Genomic DNA, 14,756 nt, shown 5'->3' with positions numbered 1-14,756 from the left:
GGCACACCGGATCGGTCTCCGGCCCAGCCGCCACGACCACTACCGCGGCAGCGCTGCGAACCGCTCCGTCTTGTCCGTCGGGCCGAGGACGAGGAGCCGCTGGCCGGCGGTGAGGACCGTGTCGCCGGTCGCGTAGGTCCACCGGTCGTCCTGGCGGACGGCGACGACGGTCACGCTGAACCGGTCGCGGATGCGCGCGGCGGTCAGCGTCTGCCCGACGACCTCTGCCGGAGCGGTCGTCTTGGCCATGACGAAGTCCTTCTCCACCGCGAGGAAGTCGAGCATCCCGCCGCCGCGGACGAGGTGCGCCACGCGACGCCCCATGTCGGACTCCGGGTAGACGACGTGCTCGACCCCGATCTGCTCGAGGATCAGGCCATGCTGCTCGCTGACGGCCTTCGCCCAGATGTTCGTGGTGCCGCGGCGCTTGAGGAGCGACGCGGTCAGGATGCTCGCCTGCAGGTCGGTGCCGATGGCGATCACGACGCGGTCGAACTCGTCGATGCCGAGCTGGTCGAACACGCCGTCACGGGTAGTGTCGGCACGCACCACGTGGGTGAGGACGCCGTTGAGCGACTGGACGATGTCCTCGTCCGTGTCGATCCCGAGGACCTCGGTGCCCGAGTCGACGAGCTCGACGGCGAGGGCACGCCCGAACCGGCCGAGGCCGATGACGACGACGGACTCGACGCCACGCTGACGCTTGTTGCTGAACGGTCTAGCCAATGATCGGACGCTCCTTCGGGAGTTCATACAGACGGTTCTCGGTCCGAAGCGCGAGCGCGGAACCGAGGGCGATGGGGCCGATGCGGCCGACGAACATGAGGACCACCAGGATCAGCTGCGCGGCGACCGGTAGGGAGGCGGTGATGCCGGTGGAGAGCCCGACCGTCGCGTACGCGGAGATGACCTCGAACAGGACGCGGTCGAGGCTGTAGTCGGTCATCAGCATGATCGCGGCCGTGGCGCCGACGACGAGGCCGACGGACAGGAGCGCGACGGTGATGGCCTCCCGGTGCGTCGACCGCGGGAGACGCTTGCCGAACATGTTCACCGCCGCACCGCCGCGCAGCTCGGTGACGATGATGAAGAACAGCACCGCGAAGGTGGTGATCTTGAGTCCGCCGGCGGTGCTCGCCGGGCCACCGCCGATGAACATGAGGATGTCGGTGACGAGCCACGTCACCGGGTGCATCTGGCTCACGTCGAGGTTGTTGAACCCGGCGGTGCGGGGGAGGACGCCGGCGGTGAACCCCGCGAGCAGTCGGTCGGCCGGGGCGAGGGTGCCGAGCGTCGCCGGGTTCGACCACTCCAGTGCGGTGATGAAGCCGCAGCCGACGACGAGAAGGATCAGGGTGCCGACGACGACGGTCATGGTGTTGAGCGTCCACCGCGAGGGCGTTCGGAACCGCCGTCGGAGTTCCAGGATCACGCCGAATCCGAGCCCGCCCAGGATGACCGCCCCGCAGATGGTCAGCGAGATCCACGGGTCGGTCGCGTACCCCATGATGCTGTCGCTGAACAGGGCGAAGCCGGCGTTGTTGAAGGCCGACACCGCGTGGAACACCCCGTACCAGATCGCATCGCCCGGTGCCCAGTTGTAGCCGATCATCCAGCGCAGGGCGAGGATGATCGCGCAGAGGGCCTCGACGCCGAGCGCGATGAGGATGACGCCGCGCAGGACCCGGCGCACGTCGCCGATCGCCAACGTGTGGGTCTCACTGACCGCGGTGAGCCGTGTCCGCAGACCGAGCCGCCGAGCGACGAGTAGACCGAGAAGTGTCGCGAACGACATCACCCCGATGCCGCCGATCTGGATGAGCGCGAGGATGACGGCATGCCCGAACGGCGTCCAGAACACCGGGGTGTCGACGATGATGTGGCCGGTGACGCAGATGGCGCTCGTCGCGGTGAACAGCGCCTCGATGAGGTTCGCGCCGCCCGGGCCGGTCTTCGAGATGGGAAGCATCAGGAGCAGGGTGCCGACGAGGGTCGCAGCCCCGAACGCGATCGAGATGACCTGGACGGGACGCGCGGCGGCGAGTTGCCCACGGCGGCGGGCTCTGCCGCCGGCCGACCTCGATCCGTCTCTCGCCACCCGAGAACCATAGCGGCCAGTGCGGCTCGTCGGTGATGCGGACCGATGTCGCGCGTGCTCCGGATGACGATGCGGTCATCAGTACAGATGTTTGGAGCGCTCGGCTATCCACAGAGCGCAACGGGCCACGCGACACCCGGCTCCGTGATTACGCTGATGCCCGACAGGACCCTTTCGCCCTGTCCGGGTCCCCGGCCGGCTTCCCCTCGATTCCGGCCGGGACCCACTTCACCGCCAGGCGGACGTCAGGCTCAGTCGGCGTGATCGGCGCTCGCCGCGAGCAATCCGCTCGCTCCGGCGACCATCGCGGCCTCGGTCCGGGTCGCCGCTCCGAGCTTCCGCAGGATGGCCGAGACGTGGACGCTCGCGGTCTTCGCGCTGATGAACAGGCGCTCGCCGATCTGTCGATTGCTGAGCCCCTCCGCGATGAGCTGCAGCACCTGGCGCTCCCGGGCGGTCAACTCGATGGAGCCGCTCGTGCCACGCGCTCGGGGGCGGCCGTCGAGGTTCGGCGACGCTCGCTCCGCCAACGCCCGCGCACCGTCGAGCACGAGGCCGGCACCGAGCGTCGTCGCCTCGGCGACCGCGACGACGAGCGTGTCCTGTGCGCCGGCACGATCGCCGGCGGCCACCTGCGCCTCCGCGAGCCGGAGTGCGGCGTAGGGCGCGAGCACGGCCGGTGCGAACGGTCGCTCGGCCATCGCACGAGCCGTCTCCCACGCGCCGACGTCGTCACCGGTGCCGTCCGGTCCGCCGAGTTCGGCGTCGACCAGCGCGCTCCACAGCGGTGCGGTCGGCCAGAACCCCTCCTCGGCGAGCAGCGCCCGCCAGCGTTCCTCCAGCTGCCGGAGCTGATCGTCGTCGACGCCCGCGAACGGGCCGGACTCCACGTCGAGCGTGCCGGTGGCCAGCGCGACACGGACCCGGGCCAGGACGCGTGCCGCGTCCGCCAGCGCCGGCAGGTCGTACGCCGGCATCGGGCGGTGGTCCGGTGCTTCGAACACGCCGACCCCCGACGGCGACCAGGCCCCGGCGAGGTCTCCGGCCGCCAAACCGACCTGCATCACGACGCGGGCGACACCGAACCTCGTCTGCACCTCCAGGCCGGACAGGGAGAGCATCCCCTTCCGCCACCGGCGGTACATGGTCGCCGCACTCTCGGTGTCGCCCCGCCAGAGGGTGAGCAGGATCAGCGACTGGCGGAGGTACACCGAGAACGCGAGGGGCGGCTGCAGTGCCAGGGCCCGATGCACACGCTCCTCCGCTTCGTCCCAGCGTCCGAGCGCCACCAGCGGGTCGACCGCGTTCGACGACAGGATGAGGCCCGAGCTGCGCTCGACACCCAGCTCCTTCGCCCGCTCGACGCCTTCCAATGCCGACGCGAGCGCCTCCTCGTACGATCCGAGGAGGTTCGCCATGTCCGAGGCGTTCACCCGGTAGCGGAGCAACGCACTGCCGTCGCCGTCGGCCAGTGGCTCCGCCGTCGCGAGGAGCGCCCGCCCGGCTTCCAGCTCGCCGTGGTGGATCCGCGCGATGCCGCCGATGTTCGCCGCGACCGAGGCGTTCCGCGCCGAACCGGTCCGCGCCGCCTCCCGGGCCGCCTCGTCGGCGTACTCGATGGCCCGCTCCAGCCGCCCGATGATCATGTGACGAGCGCCGAGGCTCGTCAGTAGCACGCCGCGCAGTTCGCCGGGCGTCTCGGGTGGAACCCGGTCGAGCGCCTGCTCCAGGAGATCGACCGAGCCCGGCCGACCGAGGTTGGCGAGGTAGAAGGCCTTGTCTCGAAGGAGCTTGGCCTGGTCGAGGTCGTCGCGGTCCTCGGGCGTCGCGAGCACCTCGTCGACCATGGCGATCGCCCGGTCCGTCCAGCCGGCGTTCCGCAACGCGCTCGCCGTCCGTCGCATGAGCTCCGAACGCGAGCGGCCGACGAGTGCCGCGGCATCGGGGACCTGGTCCCAGATCTCCAGGAGACGCTCGCCGAGCTGCGACTCCGTGCTGTACGCGTATGCCGCATGCGCCTGCTCCATGGCGCGGACGGTCGCGGGGAAGGCCCGTCCGAAATCGCGAGCGAGCATCCAGTGGTGCGACACCGCGGCAGCGACCGGCTCACCACCGACGCCTGCCTCCAGCGCCTCGGCGAACCCCGCATGGAACCGGCTCCGTTCGCCGGGCAGCAGATCGTCGTGGATCGCCTCCCGGACCAGTGCGTGCCGGAACTCGTACGTGGTCGCATCAGCGACGAGGACGTTCGACCCGATCGCCTCCCGCACACCGGTGTCGAGAGCGTCGGGGCCGCCCGTGAACACCCGCTCCAGGAGGGCGTGCTCGACGCAGACGCCACCGGCCGAGATCACGCGCAGCAGCTGTTGTGTCGCGGGCGCGAGTCGCTCGTAGCGTGCGAGCAGGAGTTCACGGAGCGTGTCCGGGAGCTCGTCGCCGTCGCCGTCGCGGTCCTGGTCGAGCCCGAGCAGCTCCTCGACGAAGAACGGGACGCCCTCGCTCCGCGCGTACACGCTGTCGATCGAGACCGTGTCGAGCGACGTGCCACGGATGGCGATCGCCTGGCGGAGCACGTCGCTGCGGCTCAACCGTTCGAGACTGTGCCGCTCGACGCGCCTCGTGCGGTCGAGCTCGGCGAGGAACCCACGCAACGGGTGTCCGCGGGGGACGTCCTCGCTCCGGAAGGTGAGCACGATCATCACGCGATCGCAGGTGAGCGCGCGGACGAGGAACGCGAGCAGGCTGAGCGTCGCGCCGTCTGCCCAGTGGACGTCCTCGACGACGACCACGACCGGCCGGTCGCGGGAGAGCGCTTCGAACAGCACGGCGACGGTCTCGTGGAGCCGCCCGACGCCGCCCTCCCGCTGATCCTCCGCATCGGGACCGAGTGTCGGCAGCAGCGTCGCGAGGGAGGCCTTGCCCGGGCCCGCAGCCTCCAGCACTGCGTCGCGCCCGCGCTGCGCGACGAGGTCCTTCATGAGGCCGAGGACCGGTGCGTAGGGCGCGGCGACGTCACCGAGGTCCACGCACTGACCCCTGATGACGAGCGCCGACGACCGGATCGACCGCGCGAACTCGGTGAGCAGGCGCGTCTTGCCGATACCGGCCTCGCCGCTCAGGACCACACTGCGTGACTCGCCGGCGGCGACGGCGTCGAACACGGCCTGCAGCGCTCCGAGGTCGGAGGCGCGCCCGATCATCGTCGGGCTGGTGGTGGGCAGGCTCACCACTCCATGGTCCCACCCTCGTCGGAGTCGGCCGCGGCCTCCGCGAGTCGCCCCTGCTCCTCGAGGCGTCGTTCCCGGCGGCGACGCTCCCGCTCGAGATCCCGCTGGAGTTCCTGCTCGATGAACCGTCTCGTCTCGACGGATGTGAACGGGCTGTGACTGGCGCTCGTGATCAACATGGTTCCTCCGCTGCGCACGGTGCTCGTGTCCGTGCTCGACGACTCACGTTCCTCGCTGAGGCCTGATGCCTACCTCGGGCATCTGCCCTAGTTCCGTCGGAAGCGCGTCGCTGTGGAGCCGTAAGACGGGTTCGCACCGCTCGATGGCGTGCGGTTGCCGTTCGCGCACCATGACCTCATTGAGGACATCACGATGGAGCGCACCGCGCTGTCCGGGGGCGGTTTCGTCGACTTGGACGTTGTCGGCGAGTACTTCGCGAGCGTCTTCGTGAGCCCTGGGACGTCCATCTACTTCACGACCAACGACGTGTCCGAGTTGACGCACGTCGACCTCAGCCCCACGGAAGCGGTCGACTGGGAACTGGGGTTCTACGGCCTGTGATCCAGCGGAGCGGTGGTGCCCGGTCGATCGATCGTCGGACGGGGAGTCCTCAGTTCGCGTTCGCGCGCAGGTAGGTCTCGAGGTCCATCGGTGGGACACCGGTGACGTCCTCGATCGACGAGCTCACCTCGGCCATCACACCACTGGCGATGGCTGTATAGGTGCTCACCCAGGCGTCGACCTCCCAGTCGGGTGCGCCGTAGGAGGCTCGCGACGCGTAGGCCTCCTCGATCGTCTCGTCGTGGAAGGTGACCTCGCGGTCGCGTACCCGGCTGATCGTCGCGGCGACCTCGGCCATCGAGAGCGCCTCCGGTCCGGTGAGGTCGTAGGTGCGACCGGCGTGGGACGCCGGGTCGACGAGGATCGCCGCGGCGGTCCGTGCGATGTCGGCGCGGGCGACGAAGGAGGCGCGACCGTCACCGGCCGGCCCGCGGATGACGCCGTCCTCACCCACGAGGGCTTCCATGAAGTCGAGGTAGAAGCCGTCGCGAAGGAACGTCCACCGCATGCCGGACGCTCGGATGTGCTCCTCGGTCGCATGGTGGTCGCGCGCCAGGGTGAACACGGCATCCGGTGCCGCCGCAGCGAACGAGGTGTACACGAGGTGCTGCACGCCGGCGGCTGCTGCCGCATCGATGAACGACCGGTGCTGGTCGACCCGGTCGGCGCTCTCGGAGCCCGACACCATGAACAGGGTGTCGACGCCCTCGAGCGCCGCGCGGGCAGCGTCCTGGTCCGTGTAGCTGAACGGGTGCACGGTGCTCTGCGGGTGCTGCGGCGCCTTCGCCGGGGTGCGCACCAGCAGACGCTGCGGGATCCCGCGAGCGGCGAGATCGTGCGCCACCAGGCCGCCGAGCACACCGGTCGATCCGGTGACGGCGATGGGTCGGGGTGTGCTCGGGTTCACGGGGGTTCCTCTCAGGGGCGGACGCGGACGGCGCGTCCCTCGATCGAGACGACGTCGTCGATCTGGAGCTGGCGACCACGTCGGAGGTCGACTTCGCCGTTGACGCTCACCACGCCGTCCGCGATGGCCGCTTTCACGTCGCCGCCGGAGTCGAGCAGACCGGCGAACTTCAGGAACTGCCCGAGTCGGATCGAGTCGCCGCCGATCGGGACGTCGGTGATGTGTGCCGGGTTCGTCATCCCCGAATGCTAACAAGGATGGGTTCACTGGACTCGGGGACAGCATGTGGTTGTACCCTCAGCGGTACCGGGCCATCGTGGCTCGCAAAGGAGCAACACCATGGGCGAGAAGTCCGCACGGAAAGAAGGCGGCAAGACCGCACCGGCGAAGACGCTGAAGGAGAAGCGCACCGCCAAGGCCGACAAGAAGGCCGGCAATGCGCGTTCGGAGAACACCGACGCGGTCACGCGGGTCAAGAACCGCTAGTCCTGATCAGCGGCCCATCGTGGTCGGTGATGCGCTCAGGCGTCTGTCCCCTCACGGAGACGGGCGCCTGTTCTGGTCTTCAGGCGTCTCCGTGACGAGCCGTCCCGCTATCGTCGTGGCATGTCCGACCTCAGCCCCGGCGACGACGCGCTCGAGCTCGCCCGCCTGCTCATCTCGATCGACTCCGTCAGTCCGAGCCTCGTCCCGGGGGCTCCCGGTGAAGGACGGATCGCGGCGGTGATCGCGCAGCGACTCGAGGGCGCCGGGTTCGTGGTCGACCTCGTTCCCGCACCGGAGGACCCGCAGCGCGTCAGCGTCGTGGCCGTGCACGCAGGATCGCAGCCGGGTCCGACGGTCGTGTTCAACGGCCATCTCGACACCGTGGGCGTCGAGGGCATGGTCGACCCCTTCAACCCGCGGATCGCGGACGGCAAGCTCTTCGGGCGCGGCGCCAGCGACATGAAGTCCGGCCTGGCGGGGTTGATCGTCGCCGCGGAGCGACTCGCCGCGGCGGACCACCCCGGCACGGTCGTCTTCACGGGCGTCGCCGACGAGGAGGACGCGAGCGTGGGGGCCGCTGCCGTCCTCCGACACCTCGCCGATCGTGGTGTGACGGCGGACGTGTGCCTCATCGCCGAGCCCACCTGGTTGGATCGGGTGTCGGCGCACCGGGGGTACGCAGTCGTCGAGGTGACGCTGCAGGGGACGGCCGCGCACTCGTCACAGCCCGGTCTGGCCGTCGATGCGATCCGCGCCCTCGGCGCGCTGCTGCAGGAGGTGGAGCGGGCCGACGACGAGCTCCATCGGCGACCGGCGCACCCGTTGCTCGACCACGGTTCGTTCACTACGACGGTGGTCCGGGCAGGGAGCGCCCCGTTCACGATCGCCGCCGACGCGACCCTCGTCATCGAGCGACGCACCCTGCCGGGTGAACGCGCGGAGGATGCCCTGGTCGAGGTCCAGGCGATCCTCGACGCGGTCGCCGCCCGGATGCCTGGTCTCCGCACGGGCGCGCGGCTGACCCATCAGCGCGAGGCCTGGGAGGCGGACGAGCATGGGCCGGCTGCGCGGTTCGCCGACATCCTCGCCGCCGAGCTCTCCCGGGAGGCCGAGGCCGCACCGGCGGCGGTCGGAGCGCCGTACTGGATGGAGTCGGCGCTCTGGCAGGCGGCGGGGATCCCGACCGTCGTCTGCGGCCCAGCGGGTGGCGGACTGCACGCCGCCGAGGAATGGGTCGACCTCGACCAGCTCCGCCGGTTCCCGGAGGCGGTCATCGCCGCGACGATCGACTCGCTGTCCGAATCGAGCGAGGCATGACGCCCGGTGGGCCCGACCGCATCGCGGTGATCGGGCCGGGCGCGATCGGAACCGTGGTCGCCGCAGCGCTCCATGAACAGGGACGGACGCCGTTCATCGCTGGGCGGTCGAAGCGGCCGGAACTCCAGCTCCAGGTCGACGACGAGACGGTGACGGTCCCCGGGCCGGTCCACACCGATCCGGCGGAGTCTCCGGGCACCGCGGACCTCGTCTTCCTGGCGGTCAAGGCGACCCAGACGGCCGCCGCTGCCGACTGGCTCGCCGCGTTGTGCGGCCCGGAGACGGTCGTGTGCGTCCTGCAGAACGGCGTCGAGCAACGCGAGATGGTGGAGCCACTCGTCCGAGCGGGAACGGTCGTCCCCGCGGTCGTGTGGTTCCCGGCCACCCGCGAGCCCGGCGGCCCGGTCACCCTGCTGAGCCCGCCGCGCCTGTCCCTGCCGGAGGCACCCAGCGCCATCGTCGTCGAGGACGCGCTGCGCGGCTCCCGCTGCACCGTCGAGGTCTCGACCGATTTCACGACCCTCGCCTGGCGCAAGCTCCTGCAGAACGCCGCCGCCGGACTCATGGCGTTGACCGGACGCCGATCCGGCATGTACCGGCGCGACGACATCGGCAACTTGATGCTCGGCTACCTCGAGGAGTGCGCGGCCGTCGCGCGCGCGGAGGGTGCGCGGTTGACCGACGACGAACCTCGACGGCTCCTCGACCAGTTCCGAGCCGCCCCGGTCGACCGCGGGACGTCGATCCTCGCCGACCGCGAACAGGGGCAACCGCTCGAATGGGATGTCCGCAACGCGGTGATCCAACGGCGGGGGAGCGTGCACGGCATCCCCACGCCGATCAGCGACGTGATCGTGCCCCTGCTCGCCGCGACGAGCGATGGACCCGGCTGAACCGCCGGCGGTGGTGGGATCGAGCGCTTCGATAGGGTCGAAGGCATGCTTCGTCTGATCGCCTTCGCGGCTCTCGGTGCTCTGCTCGGCGGCGTCATCGTGATCACCGTCGGTCCGCCCGACGTCGGGTACGCAGTCGCCGGTGTCGCACTCCCCGTCTTCATCATGACCTCGGTGCTCACGCTCGTGGCCCGGTCGGTGGGTAACGCCGTCGGTGCTTCGCCTCAGGCCGTCCAGCAGGCCAAGGACGCTCGTCGGCTCGGGGTCGCCCGCGTCGATGCGCTCCGTCAGACCGGCACCCAGATCAACGACCAGCCGCTGTGCGAACTCGACCTGACCGTCCAGCCGCTTCACGGAGCGGCGTTCGCGAGCACGATGCGCACCGTCGTCCCGCTGACCGCCATCCCGATGTTCCAGCCGGGCACCGAGCGCGATGTCGCGATCCTGCTCGACGGCGGCCCCGAGGTCGCCTTCATCGACGCCGGCGAGCTCGCTCCGGCGGAGCGTTCACGGTTGCGCGTGCCGGCTCGCGCGTCCGTCCCGTTCCTCCCCGTCGAGCCGCACCGGCGCATCGTCGACGGACGGCGACGCGGACCGTTGCTCGGCGTCGGCCGGGCCGGTCGTCCCGGCCGCTTCGCCCTGTTCGCGATCGTCGCCATCGCGGCAGCGGCCATCGTGGTCGTGCCGTACCACCAGTCCGTCGCGCAGGCGATCGCTGCCCTCGAGGACGGACGCCTCCGACCCGACCTCCGTCGCCCGGGGGCGCTCGCGGAGGCGCAGCGCGCGCTCCAGGAAGCGATCGGTCATGACCGTGTGGTGTCGATCACGGTCGCCGCCGATTTCGTCATCGTCCAGGCGCCGCTCACCGTGGGGGACACGAAGACCGACCGGTGGGAGTACCGGTATGGCCAGGTCACCAACGACGGCGCGGCGAGCATCCAACCCGAATCGGCGGCCGAGCAGTTCTCCTGGTCGGACGTCGCGCTCGACCGCGTCTGGGCGTTGATGCAGGACGGCGCAGAGCAGGTCGGCCTGCCCGTGGGTGACGCGCTCGCATACGTCGTCCGGTCGACCGACACCGACGTCGACAGCCCCACGTTCGCCCGTTCGGCCGGACCGCCGCAGATCACCTTCAGTGTCGGGGACGACTACGGTTCCACCTCGTTCGTCGCCGATGCGGACGGCTCGGGCCTCACCGCGCGGTGAGCGGCATACTGTCCTCATGAACGGTGCACCGCAGTCCTTCCCGCCACTCGTCGTCGGCTCCGACCCGGTGCGTACGGAGCGGGTGACCCGCCCGGCGTTCGTCTTCACCCTGATCGGAGCGGCACTGATCCCGGTGCTCGGGATGCTCCTCGCCGTGCTGACCACGACGTCCGGCGGATTCGCCCTCGGCATGCTGTCCGGACTGTCCTTCAGCGTCATCTCCTGGCTCATGCTGTTCGCGGTGGTGCAGTTCGCGACGGTCCGTGGAGCGCAGTCAGTGGCTCGCACGGTACTGACGCTCGACGCCGACGGCCTTCGTGGGAGCATCCCGCAAGGAGAGGTCTTCCTCCCGTGGGGAGCGATCGAGCGCATCTCGGTACGCTCACGCGGCAAGTGGCGGATCCTGACCTTCCACCTCGTCCCCGGTCTGACCGCGCAGTCTCCGGGCGTCTCGACGACCCTCCCGCCGAGGTCCTTCGCCGCGCTCGGCAAGCTCGGTTTCCAGGTCGGCGAAGTGGCGATCGACACACCCGTCGACACCGTCCTCGCCGCGACGAACGCGTTCACTGGAGGCCGTCTGCGCTGAGCCATGGTCGACGGGTCTGTCGGATGGTCTGGCACGATCGGATGTATGGACTCCGCACACGCCGCCAGCCCGGTCGCCGCCCCCGACGTCGATGCCGCGAGGACGATGTGGCAGGCGTATGCCGAGCATCGCGGCGGCGCGGGACTGGACGACGCCGACTACACGGTCGAGCACTTCGGCGACACGGCCGGGCTGGCCGACGAACTGCTCGACATCGTCCTGACCGGGCGGAAGCGGGCCACCGCCGAACTCGTCTCGGAGTTCGCGCACCGCGGGGACCCGCTCCCGCGGATCGGGTCGCACTGGATCGCGTGCGACAGTACCGGGGCCCCGCGGATCATCATCCGCAGCACCGCGCTGCGCATCGGACCGTTCGCGAGTGCAGACGCCGCGTTCGCGTTCGCCGAAGGTGAGGACGACCGCACGCTCGAGAGCTGGCAGCGCGAACACCGACGCTACTGGGAGCGGACCAGCGCGGCCCGGGGTGCGGCGTGGTCGGAGTCCGAGGACATCGTCTTCGAGTACTTCGCCGTGGTGTGGCCGCCGGAGCACGCCGACTGACACGTTCCGGTCAGACCGGTTCCGTAGACTCCCCGCATGCCGATGTCCGACTACGTCGCCTCGATCCGCGCCCACATCGGGACCGGGTTCCTCATGCTCCCCGGGGTCACCGCGGTGATCAGGGACGGGGACCGGTTCCTCCTCGGTCGCCATCACCACTCCGGCTTGTGGAGCCTCATCGGCGGCGGCGTCGAGCCGGGCGAGGAGCCCGCCGACGCCCTGCTCCGCGAGGTCCTCGAAGAGACCGGCGCCCGGGTCCGCATCCGCGGCATCGTCGGGGTGTACGGCGGTGAACCGATGATGGTGCGCTACCCGAACGGCGACCACGTCGGGTACGTCACCACCGCCTACGACTGCGAGCTCCTCAGTGAGGCGACCGCAGATCCCGAGGAACTTCTCGAACTCGGTTGGTTCGCTCGGGACGAGATCCCGACCCTGCCGCGACGCGATTGGATCGATCGCGTCATCGGCGACGCCCCTGGACATGAGTCGGCGGGTAGCGAGGAACGGGTCGGGTCGTGATCAGCGTCGTCCTGTTCGACCTCGACGGCGTGATCCGACACTTCGATCCGGCACCGGTTTCCGACATCGAGGTCAGGTACGGGCTGCAGCCCGGTGCGCTCGCCGGGATCGCCTTCGCGGCGCCGCTCATCGACGAGGTCACCACCGGCCGGATCACGAGAGTCGAATGGGTCAGCCGGATCGGACACCTCGTCGGTGACCAGGCGGCAGCTGAGGAATGGGGTGCTCAGACGTGGTCGGTCGACGACGCGCTACTGGACCTGTCCGATGAGATCCGCGCCGCCGGGCTGAGGACGGCGGTGCTCACGAACGGCACGGACACCATCGCTGCGGAGCTGGCGACGTCCGGCATCGCCGACCACTTCGACGCGATCTTCAACTCGGCGGACATCGGCTTCGCGAAACCCGACGTCCGAGCGTTCCAGCACGTGCTCGATGCGCTGCAGGTGCGGGGCGAGGACGTGTTCTTCACCGATGACTCGGCAGCGAAGCTCGCCGGAGCAGCACGCATGTCGATGTCCACGCACCGGTTCACGACGGTCGACGACCTTCGGGGTCGTCTGCACGCCGCGGGAGTACCGGTTCGCGGTGCGCAGGCGCCCGAGCGCTCAGGCAGAGGCGAGTTCCCTGGCCGTGAGGACGCCGGTCTCGAGCGCTGAGAGCGCCACGACCTTGTAGCCCTCCGCGTCGAAGAAGATGGTGACGCGGTCGGGCTCGACGCCCATCACGGTGCCTGGACCGAACTCCTCGTGGTGCACCGCCTGGTCGACGCGCAAGGGGGAGGCGTCGCTGGCGCTGTCCGTCCCGGCGTGCTGCTGTGCCCGCTCCTGCTCCTGATGCGCTTCGTGCCGTTCGCAGCCGTCGCAGTTCCCGCACCACTCCGGGGCCTCGACACCGAAGTACTCCAGCAGGACCCGCCGGCGGCAGTGCGACGTCTCGGCGTAGGCGCGCATCATGGCCAGCCGCGACTCCGCGATGCGTTCCCGCGACGCGAGCGTCTCGCGGACGGCGGCGACGGCTCGCTTGGGACCGACCTCCTGGACGGCCCGGATGCCGTCCACCGTGTCGACCAGCCGTGCGTCGGCGAGGTCGTTGACGAGCCTCGCGACGCTCCGTTGCGGCTGGTTGACCTTCGTCGCGAGATCGCCGACCGACAGGCCGGGCGTCGAACGGACGGCCCGCCAGACGGCGCGCAGTGCGGATTCCGACACCGAACGCTTGGTGAAGAAGCGCCGGAGACCGAGATCCTCCGCGCGGTAGTGGAGCGCGGTGGTGGCCGGTTCGCCGTCCCGCCCCGCACGACCGACCTCCTGATAGTAGGCGTCGAGCGATTCGGAGGTCGTGGCGTGCAGGACGAAGCGGACGTCTGCGCGGTCGATCCCCATGCCGAACGCCGAGGTGGCGACGACGACGTCGAGTTCGCCGGCACGCCAGCGGTCGTGGACGGCGCGACGCTCCTTCGACGACAGGCCCGCGTGGTACGCGGCCACCTGTCGTCCGTCGGCGGCGATCTCCTCCGCATATCGGGTCGTCTCGGCTCTCGTGGCCACGTAGACCAACCCGGGTGCGGTCCAGCTGCGAGCCTCGTCGACGACCGCTGCCCGTTTCTCCGCTTCGCTCTCGTGGCGGCGCACGAGGAGCCGGATCTCCGGTCGGTCGACGCCGTGGACCTGGACGTCCGGGTCGTGCATGCGCAACCGTTCGATGATCTCCGAGCGGACGGGCCCGGAGGCGGTGGCCGTCATGGCGAGGACGGGCGGGTCGCCGAGGTCGTGACGGACGTCGGCCAAGCGGAGGTAGTCGGGCCGGAAATCGGTCCCCCACGAGGACACGCAGTGCGCCTCGTCGACGACCATCAGGGACACGCCGGCCACCCGGAGTCGAGCGACGGTCTCCTCGTTCGCGAGCTGCTCCGGAGCCAGCAACACGTAGACCGGGCCGCCCTGAGCGATGAGGTCCCATGCCGCGGCGACGGCGGCCGTCCCGAGCGAGGCGTTGAGCGCGACGGCCGGCGGTGCGTCCGGTGCGTCGGCGATCGAGGCGATCTGGTCGGCCTGCAGGGCGACCAGCGGTGAGATCACCAGGGTCACGCCGCCGCGCTGGGCGCCTGCGACCTGGTAGACGGCCGACTTCCCGCCGCCGGTGGCGAGGACCAGGAGCGTGTCCCGGCCGGCGACGGCCGACTGGATCGCCTCGCGCTGTCCCGGCAGGAACGTGTCCCACCCGAAGTCCTCGCGGGCGATGCGGGCGAGGGAAGCGGCGGACGAGCGAGAAGAACCCATGTCGGCGACGCTACCTCCGCGCACCGACGTGCAATTGACTCTTGACGACCGTGCCTGGCTCTGCAACAGCGATCCGTCGAACGCTGTCGGTGGCCTCGTCTACCGTGGGA

At 70.4% G+C, this 14,756-nt stretch carries 16 protein-coding genes; 9 read left to right on the top strand and 7 right to left on the bottom strand.

What is annotated here, in order from left to right; genetic code table 11:
* Nucleotides 1-39 precede the first annotated feature (39 nt).
* The 4 genes from ACZZZB_RS08150 to ACZZZB_RS08135 form a co-directional block, all read right to left on the bottom strand.
* Complete coding sequence (locus ACZZZB_RS08150) at nucleotides 40-726, bottom strand: potassium channel family protein (protein WP_240043972.1); 687 nt, start codon at nucleotides 724-726, stop codon at nucleotides 40-42.
* The gene (locus ACZZZB_RS08145; RefSeq protein WP_463529392.1) at nucleotides 719-2,098 is read right to left on the bottom strand and encodes a TrkH family potassium uptake protein; all 1,380 of its coding nucleotides are present in this window, start codon (nucleotides 2,096-2,098) and stop codon (nucleotides 719-721) included. Before ACZZZB_RS08145 ends, ACZZZB_RS08150 begins: the two co-directional genes overlap by 8 nt.
* Nucleotides 2,099-2,349: 251 nt before the next feature.
* Nucleotides 2,350-5,325 carry a helix-turn-helix transcriptional regulator gene (locus ACZZZB_RS08140; RefSeq protein ID WP_463529391.1) on the bottom strand — a complete coding sequence of 992 codons (2,976 nt, stop codon included), beginning with the start codon at nucleotides 5,323-5,325 and terminating at the stop codon, nucleotides 2,350-2,352.
* Nucleotides 5,322-5,504: a hypothetical protein gene (locus tag ACZZZB_RS08135; protein WP_192004280.1), complete on the bottom strand. Its 183-nt coding sequence runs from the start codon at nucleotides 5,502-5,504 to the stop codon at nucleotides 5,322-5,324. The genes ACZZZB_RS08140 and ACZZZB_RS08135 overlap by 4 nt, the downstream gene beginning before the upstream one ends.
* A 193-nt stretch (nucleotides 5,505-5,697) precedes the next feature.
* Here ACZZZB_RS08135 and ACZZZB_RS08130 point away from each other — a divergent pair, with 193 nt between their 5' ends.
* Nucleotides 5,698-5,886, top strand: a complete 189-nt coding sequence (locus ACZZZB_RS08130) for a hypothetical protein (protein WP_463529390.1) — start codon at nucleotides 5,698-5,700, stop codon at nucleotides 5,884-5,886.
* 49 nt (nucleotides 5,887-5,935) lie between these two features.
* Here ACZZZB_RS08130 and ACZZZB_RS08125 read toward each other — a convergent pair whose 3' ends face one another.
* Nucleotides 5,936-6,793 (bottom strand): SDR family oxidoreductase, encoded by an 858-nt coding sequence (locus ACZZZB_RS08125; protein WP_463529389.1) that lies wholly within the window; start codon nucleotides 6,791-6,793, stop codon nucleotides 5,936-5,938.
* 11 nt (nucleotides 6,794-6,804) lie between these two features.
* Complete coding sequence (locus ACZZZB_RS08120; protein ID WP_124768382.1) at nucleotides 6,805-7,032, bottom strand: RNA-binding S4 domain-containing protein; 228 nt, start codon at nucleotides 7,030-7,032, stop codon at nucleotides 6,805-6,807.
* A 100-nt stretch (nucleotides 7,033-7,132) separates the two neighbouring features.
* On the opposite strand from ACZZZB_RS08120, the gene ACZZZB_RS08115 reads away from it, so the two are divergent.
* The 8 genes from ACZZZB_RS08115 to ACZZZB_RS08080 all read left to right on the top strand — a co-directional run bounded on the left by ACZZZB_RS08115 (nucleotide 7,133) and on the right by ACZZZB_RS08080 (nucleotide 13,023).
* Complete coding sequence (locus tag ACZZZB_RS08115; RefSeq protein WP_157579891.1) at nucleotides 7,133-7,279, top strand: hypothetical protein; 147 nt, start codon at nucleotides 7,133-7,135, stop codon at nucleotides 7,277-7,279.
* 120 nt (nucleotides 7,280-7,399) lie between these two features.
* Entirely contained in the window at nucleotides 7,400-8,596 is a 1,197-nt protein-coding gene (locus ACZZZB_RS08110; RefSeq protein ID WP_463529388.1) for a M20/M25/M40 family metallo-hydrolase, read from the top strand.
* Complete coding sequence (locus ACZZZB_RS08105) at nucleotides 8,593-9,489, top strand: oxidoreductase (RefSeq protein ID WP_463529387.1); 897 nt, start codon at nucleotides 8,593-8,595, stop codon at nucleotides 9,487-9,489. The genes ACZZZB_RS08110 and ACZZZB_RS08105 overlap by 4 nt, the downstream gene beginning before the upstream one ends.
* Nucleotides 9,490-9,534: 45 nt before the next feature.
* Nucleotides 9,535-10,695 carry a hypothetical protein gene (locus tag ACZZZB_RS08100; protein ID WP_124768385.1) on the top strand — a complete coding sequence of 387 codons (1,161 nt, stop codon included), beginning with the start codon at nucleotides 9,535-9,537 and terminating at the stop codon, nucleotides 10,693-10,695.
* 16 nt (nucleotides 10,696-10,711) lie between these two features.
* The gene (locus ACZZZB_RS08095) at nucleotides 10,712-11,281 is read left to right on the top strand and encodes a hypothetical protein (protein ID WP_137242572.1); all 570 of its coding nucleotides are present in this window, start codon (nucleotides 10,712-10,714) and stop codon (nucleotides 11,279-11,281) included.
* A gap of 45 nt (nucleotides 11,282-11,326) precedes the next feature.
* Complete coding sequence (locus ACZZZB_RS08090; protein WP_191940243.1) at nucleotides 11,327-11,842, top strand: ASCH domain-containing protein; 516 nt, start codon at nucleotides 11,327-11,329, stop codon at nucleotides 11,840-11,842.
* A 36-nt stretch (nucleotides 11,843-11,878) separates the two neighbouring features.
* A complete protein-coding gene (locus tag ACZZZB_RS08085; protein WP_229939788.1) occupies nucleotides 11,879-12,364 on the top strand; it encodes an NUDIX domain-containing protein in 486 nt (161 codons plus the stop codon).
* The gene (locus tag ACZZZB_RS08080) at nucleotides 12,361-13,023 is read left to right on the top strand and encodes an HAD-IA family hydrolase (protein ID WP_463529386.1); all 663 of its coding nucleotides are present in this window, start codon (nucleotides 12,361-12,363) and stop codon (nucleotides 13,021-13,023) included. The genes ACZZZB_RS08085 and ACZZZB_RS08080 overlap by 4 nt, the downstream gene beginning before the upstream one ends.
* On the opposite strand, the gene ACZZZB_RS08075 is transcribed toward ACZZZB_RS08080, so the two are convergent.
* Nucleotides 12,973-14,646, bottom strand: a complete 1,674-nt coding sequence (locus tag ACZZZB_RS08075) for a RecQ family ATP-dependent DNA helicase (RefSeq protein ID WP_463529385.1) — start codon at nucleotides 14,644-14,646, stop codon at nucleotides 12,973-12,975. The two genes, ACZZZB_RS08080 and ACZZZB_RS08075, sit on opposite strands and share 51 nt — an antisense overlap.
* Between the last annotated feature and the right edge of the window lie 110 nt (nucleotides 14,647-14,756).

The organism is Plantibacter sp. AC185, from assembly GCF_979258065.1.
This window is presented reverse-complemented; position numbering and strand designations above follow the sequence as displayed.

Coding starts and splice junctions, on each gene's coding strand:
- ACZZZB_RS08135 (WP_192004280.1), bottom strand. CDS start 5,504: ATGTTGATCACGAGCGCCAGTCACAGCCCGTTCACATCCGTCGAGACG.
- ACZZZB_RS08130 (WP_463529390.1), top strand. CDS start 5,698: ATGGAGCGCACCGCGCTGTCCGGGGGCGGTTTCGTCGACTTGGACGTT.
- ACZZZB_RS08120 (WP_124768382.1), bottom strand. CDS start 7,032: ATGACGAACCCGGCACACATCACCGACGTCCCGATCGGCGGCGACTCG.
- ACZZZB_RS08115 (WP_157579891.1), top strand. CDS start 7,133: ATGGGCGAGAAGTCCGCACGGAAAGAAGGCGGCAAGACCGCACCGGCG.
- ACZZZB_RS08110 (WP_463529388.1), top strand. CDS start 7,400: ATGTCCGACCTCAGCCCCGGCGACGACGCGCTCGAGCTCGCCCGCCTG.
- ACZZZB_RS08105 (WP_463529387.1), top strand. CDS start 8,593: ATGACGCCCGGTGGGCCCGACCGCATCGCGGTGATCGGGCCGGGCGCG.
- ACZZZB_RS08100 (WP_124768385.1), top strand. CDS start 9,535: ATGCTTCGTCTGATCGCCTTCGCGGCTCTCGGTGCTCTGCTCGGCGGC.
- ACZZZB_RS08095 (WP_137242572.1), top strand. CDS start 10,712: ATGAACGGTGCACCGCAGTCCTTCCCGCCACTCGTCGTCGGCTCCGAC.
- ACZZZB_RS08090 (WP_191940243.1), top strand. CDS start 11,327: ATGGACTCCGCACACGCCGCCAGCCCGGTCGCCGCCCCCGACGTCGAT.
- ACZZZB_RS08085 (WP_229939788.1), top strand. CDS start 11,879: ATGCCGATGTCCGACTACGTCGCCTCGATCCGCGCCCACATCGGGACC.
- ACZZZB_RS08075 (WP_463529385.1), bottom strand. CDS start 14,646: ATGGGTTCTTCTCGCTCGTCCGCCGCTTCCCTCGCCCGCATCGCCCGC.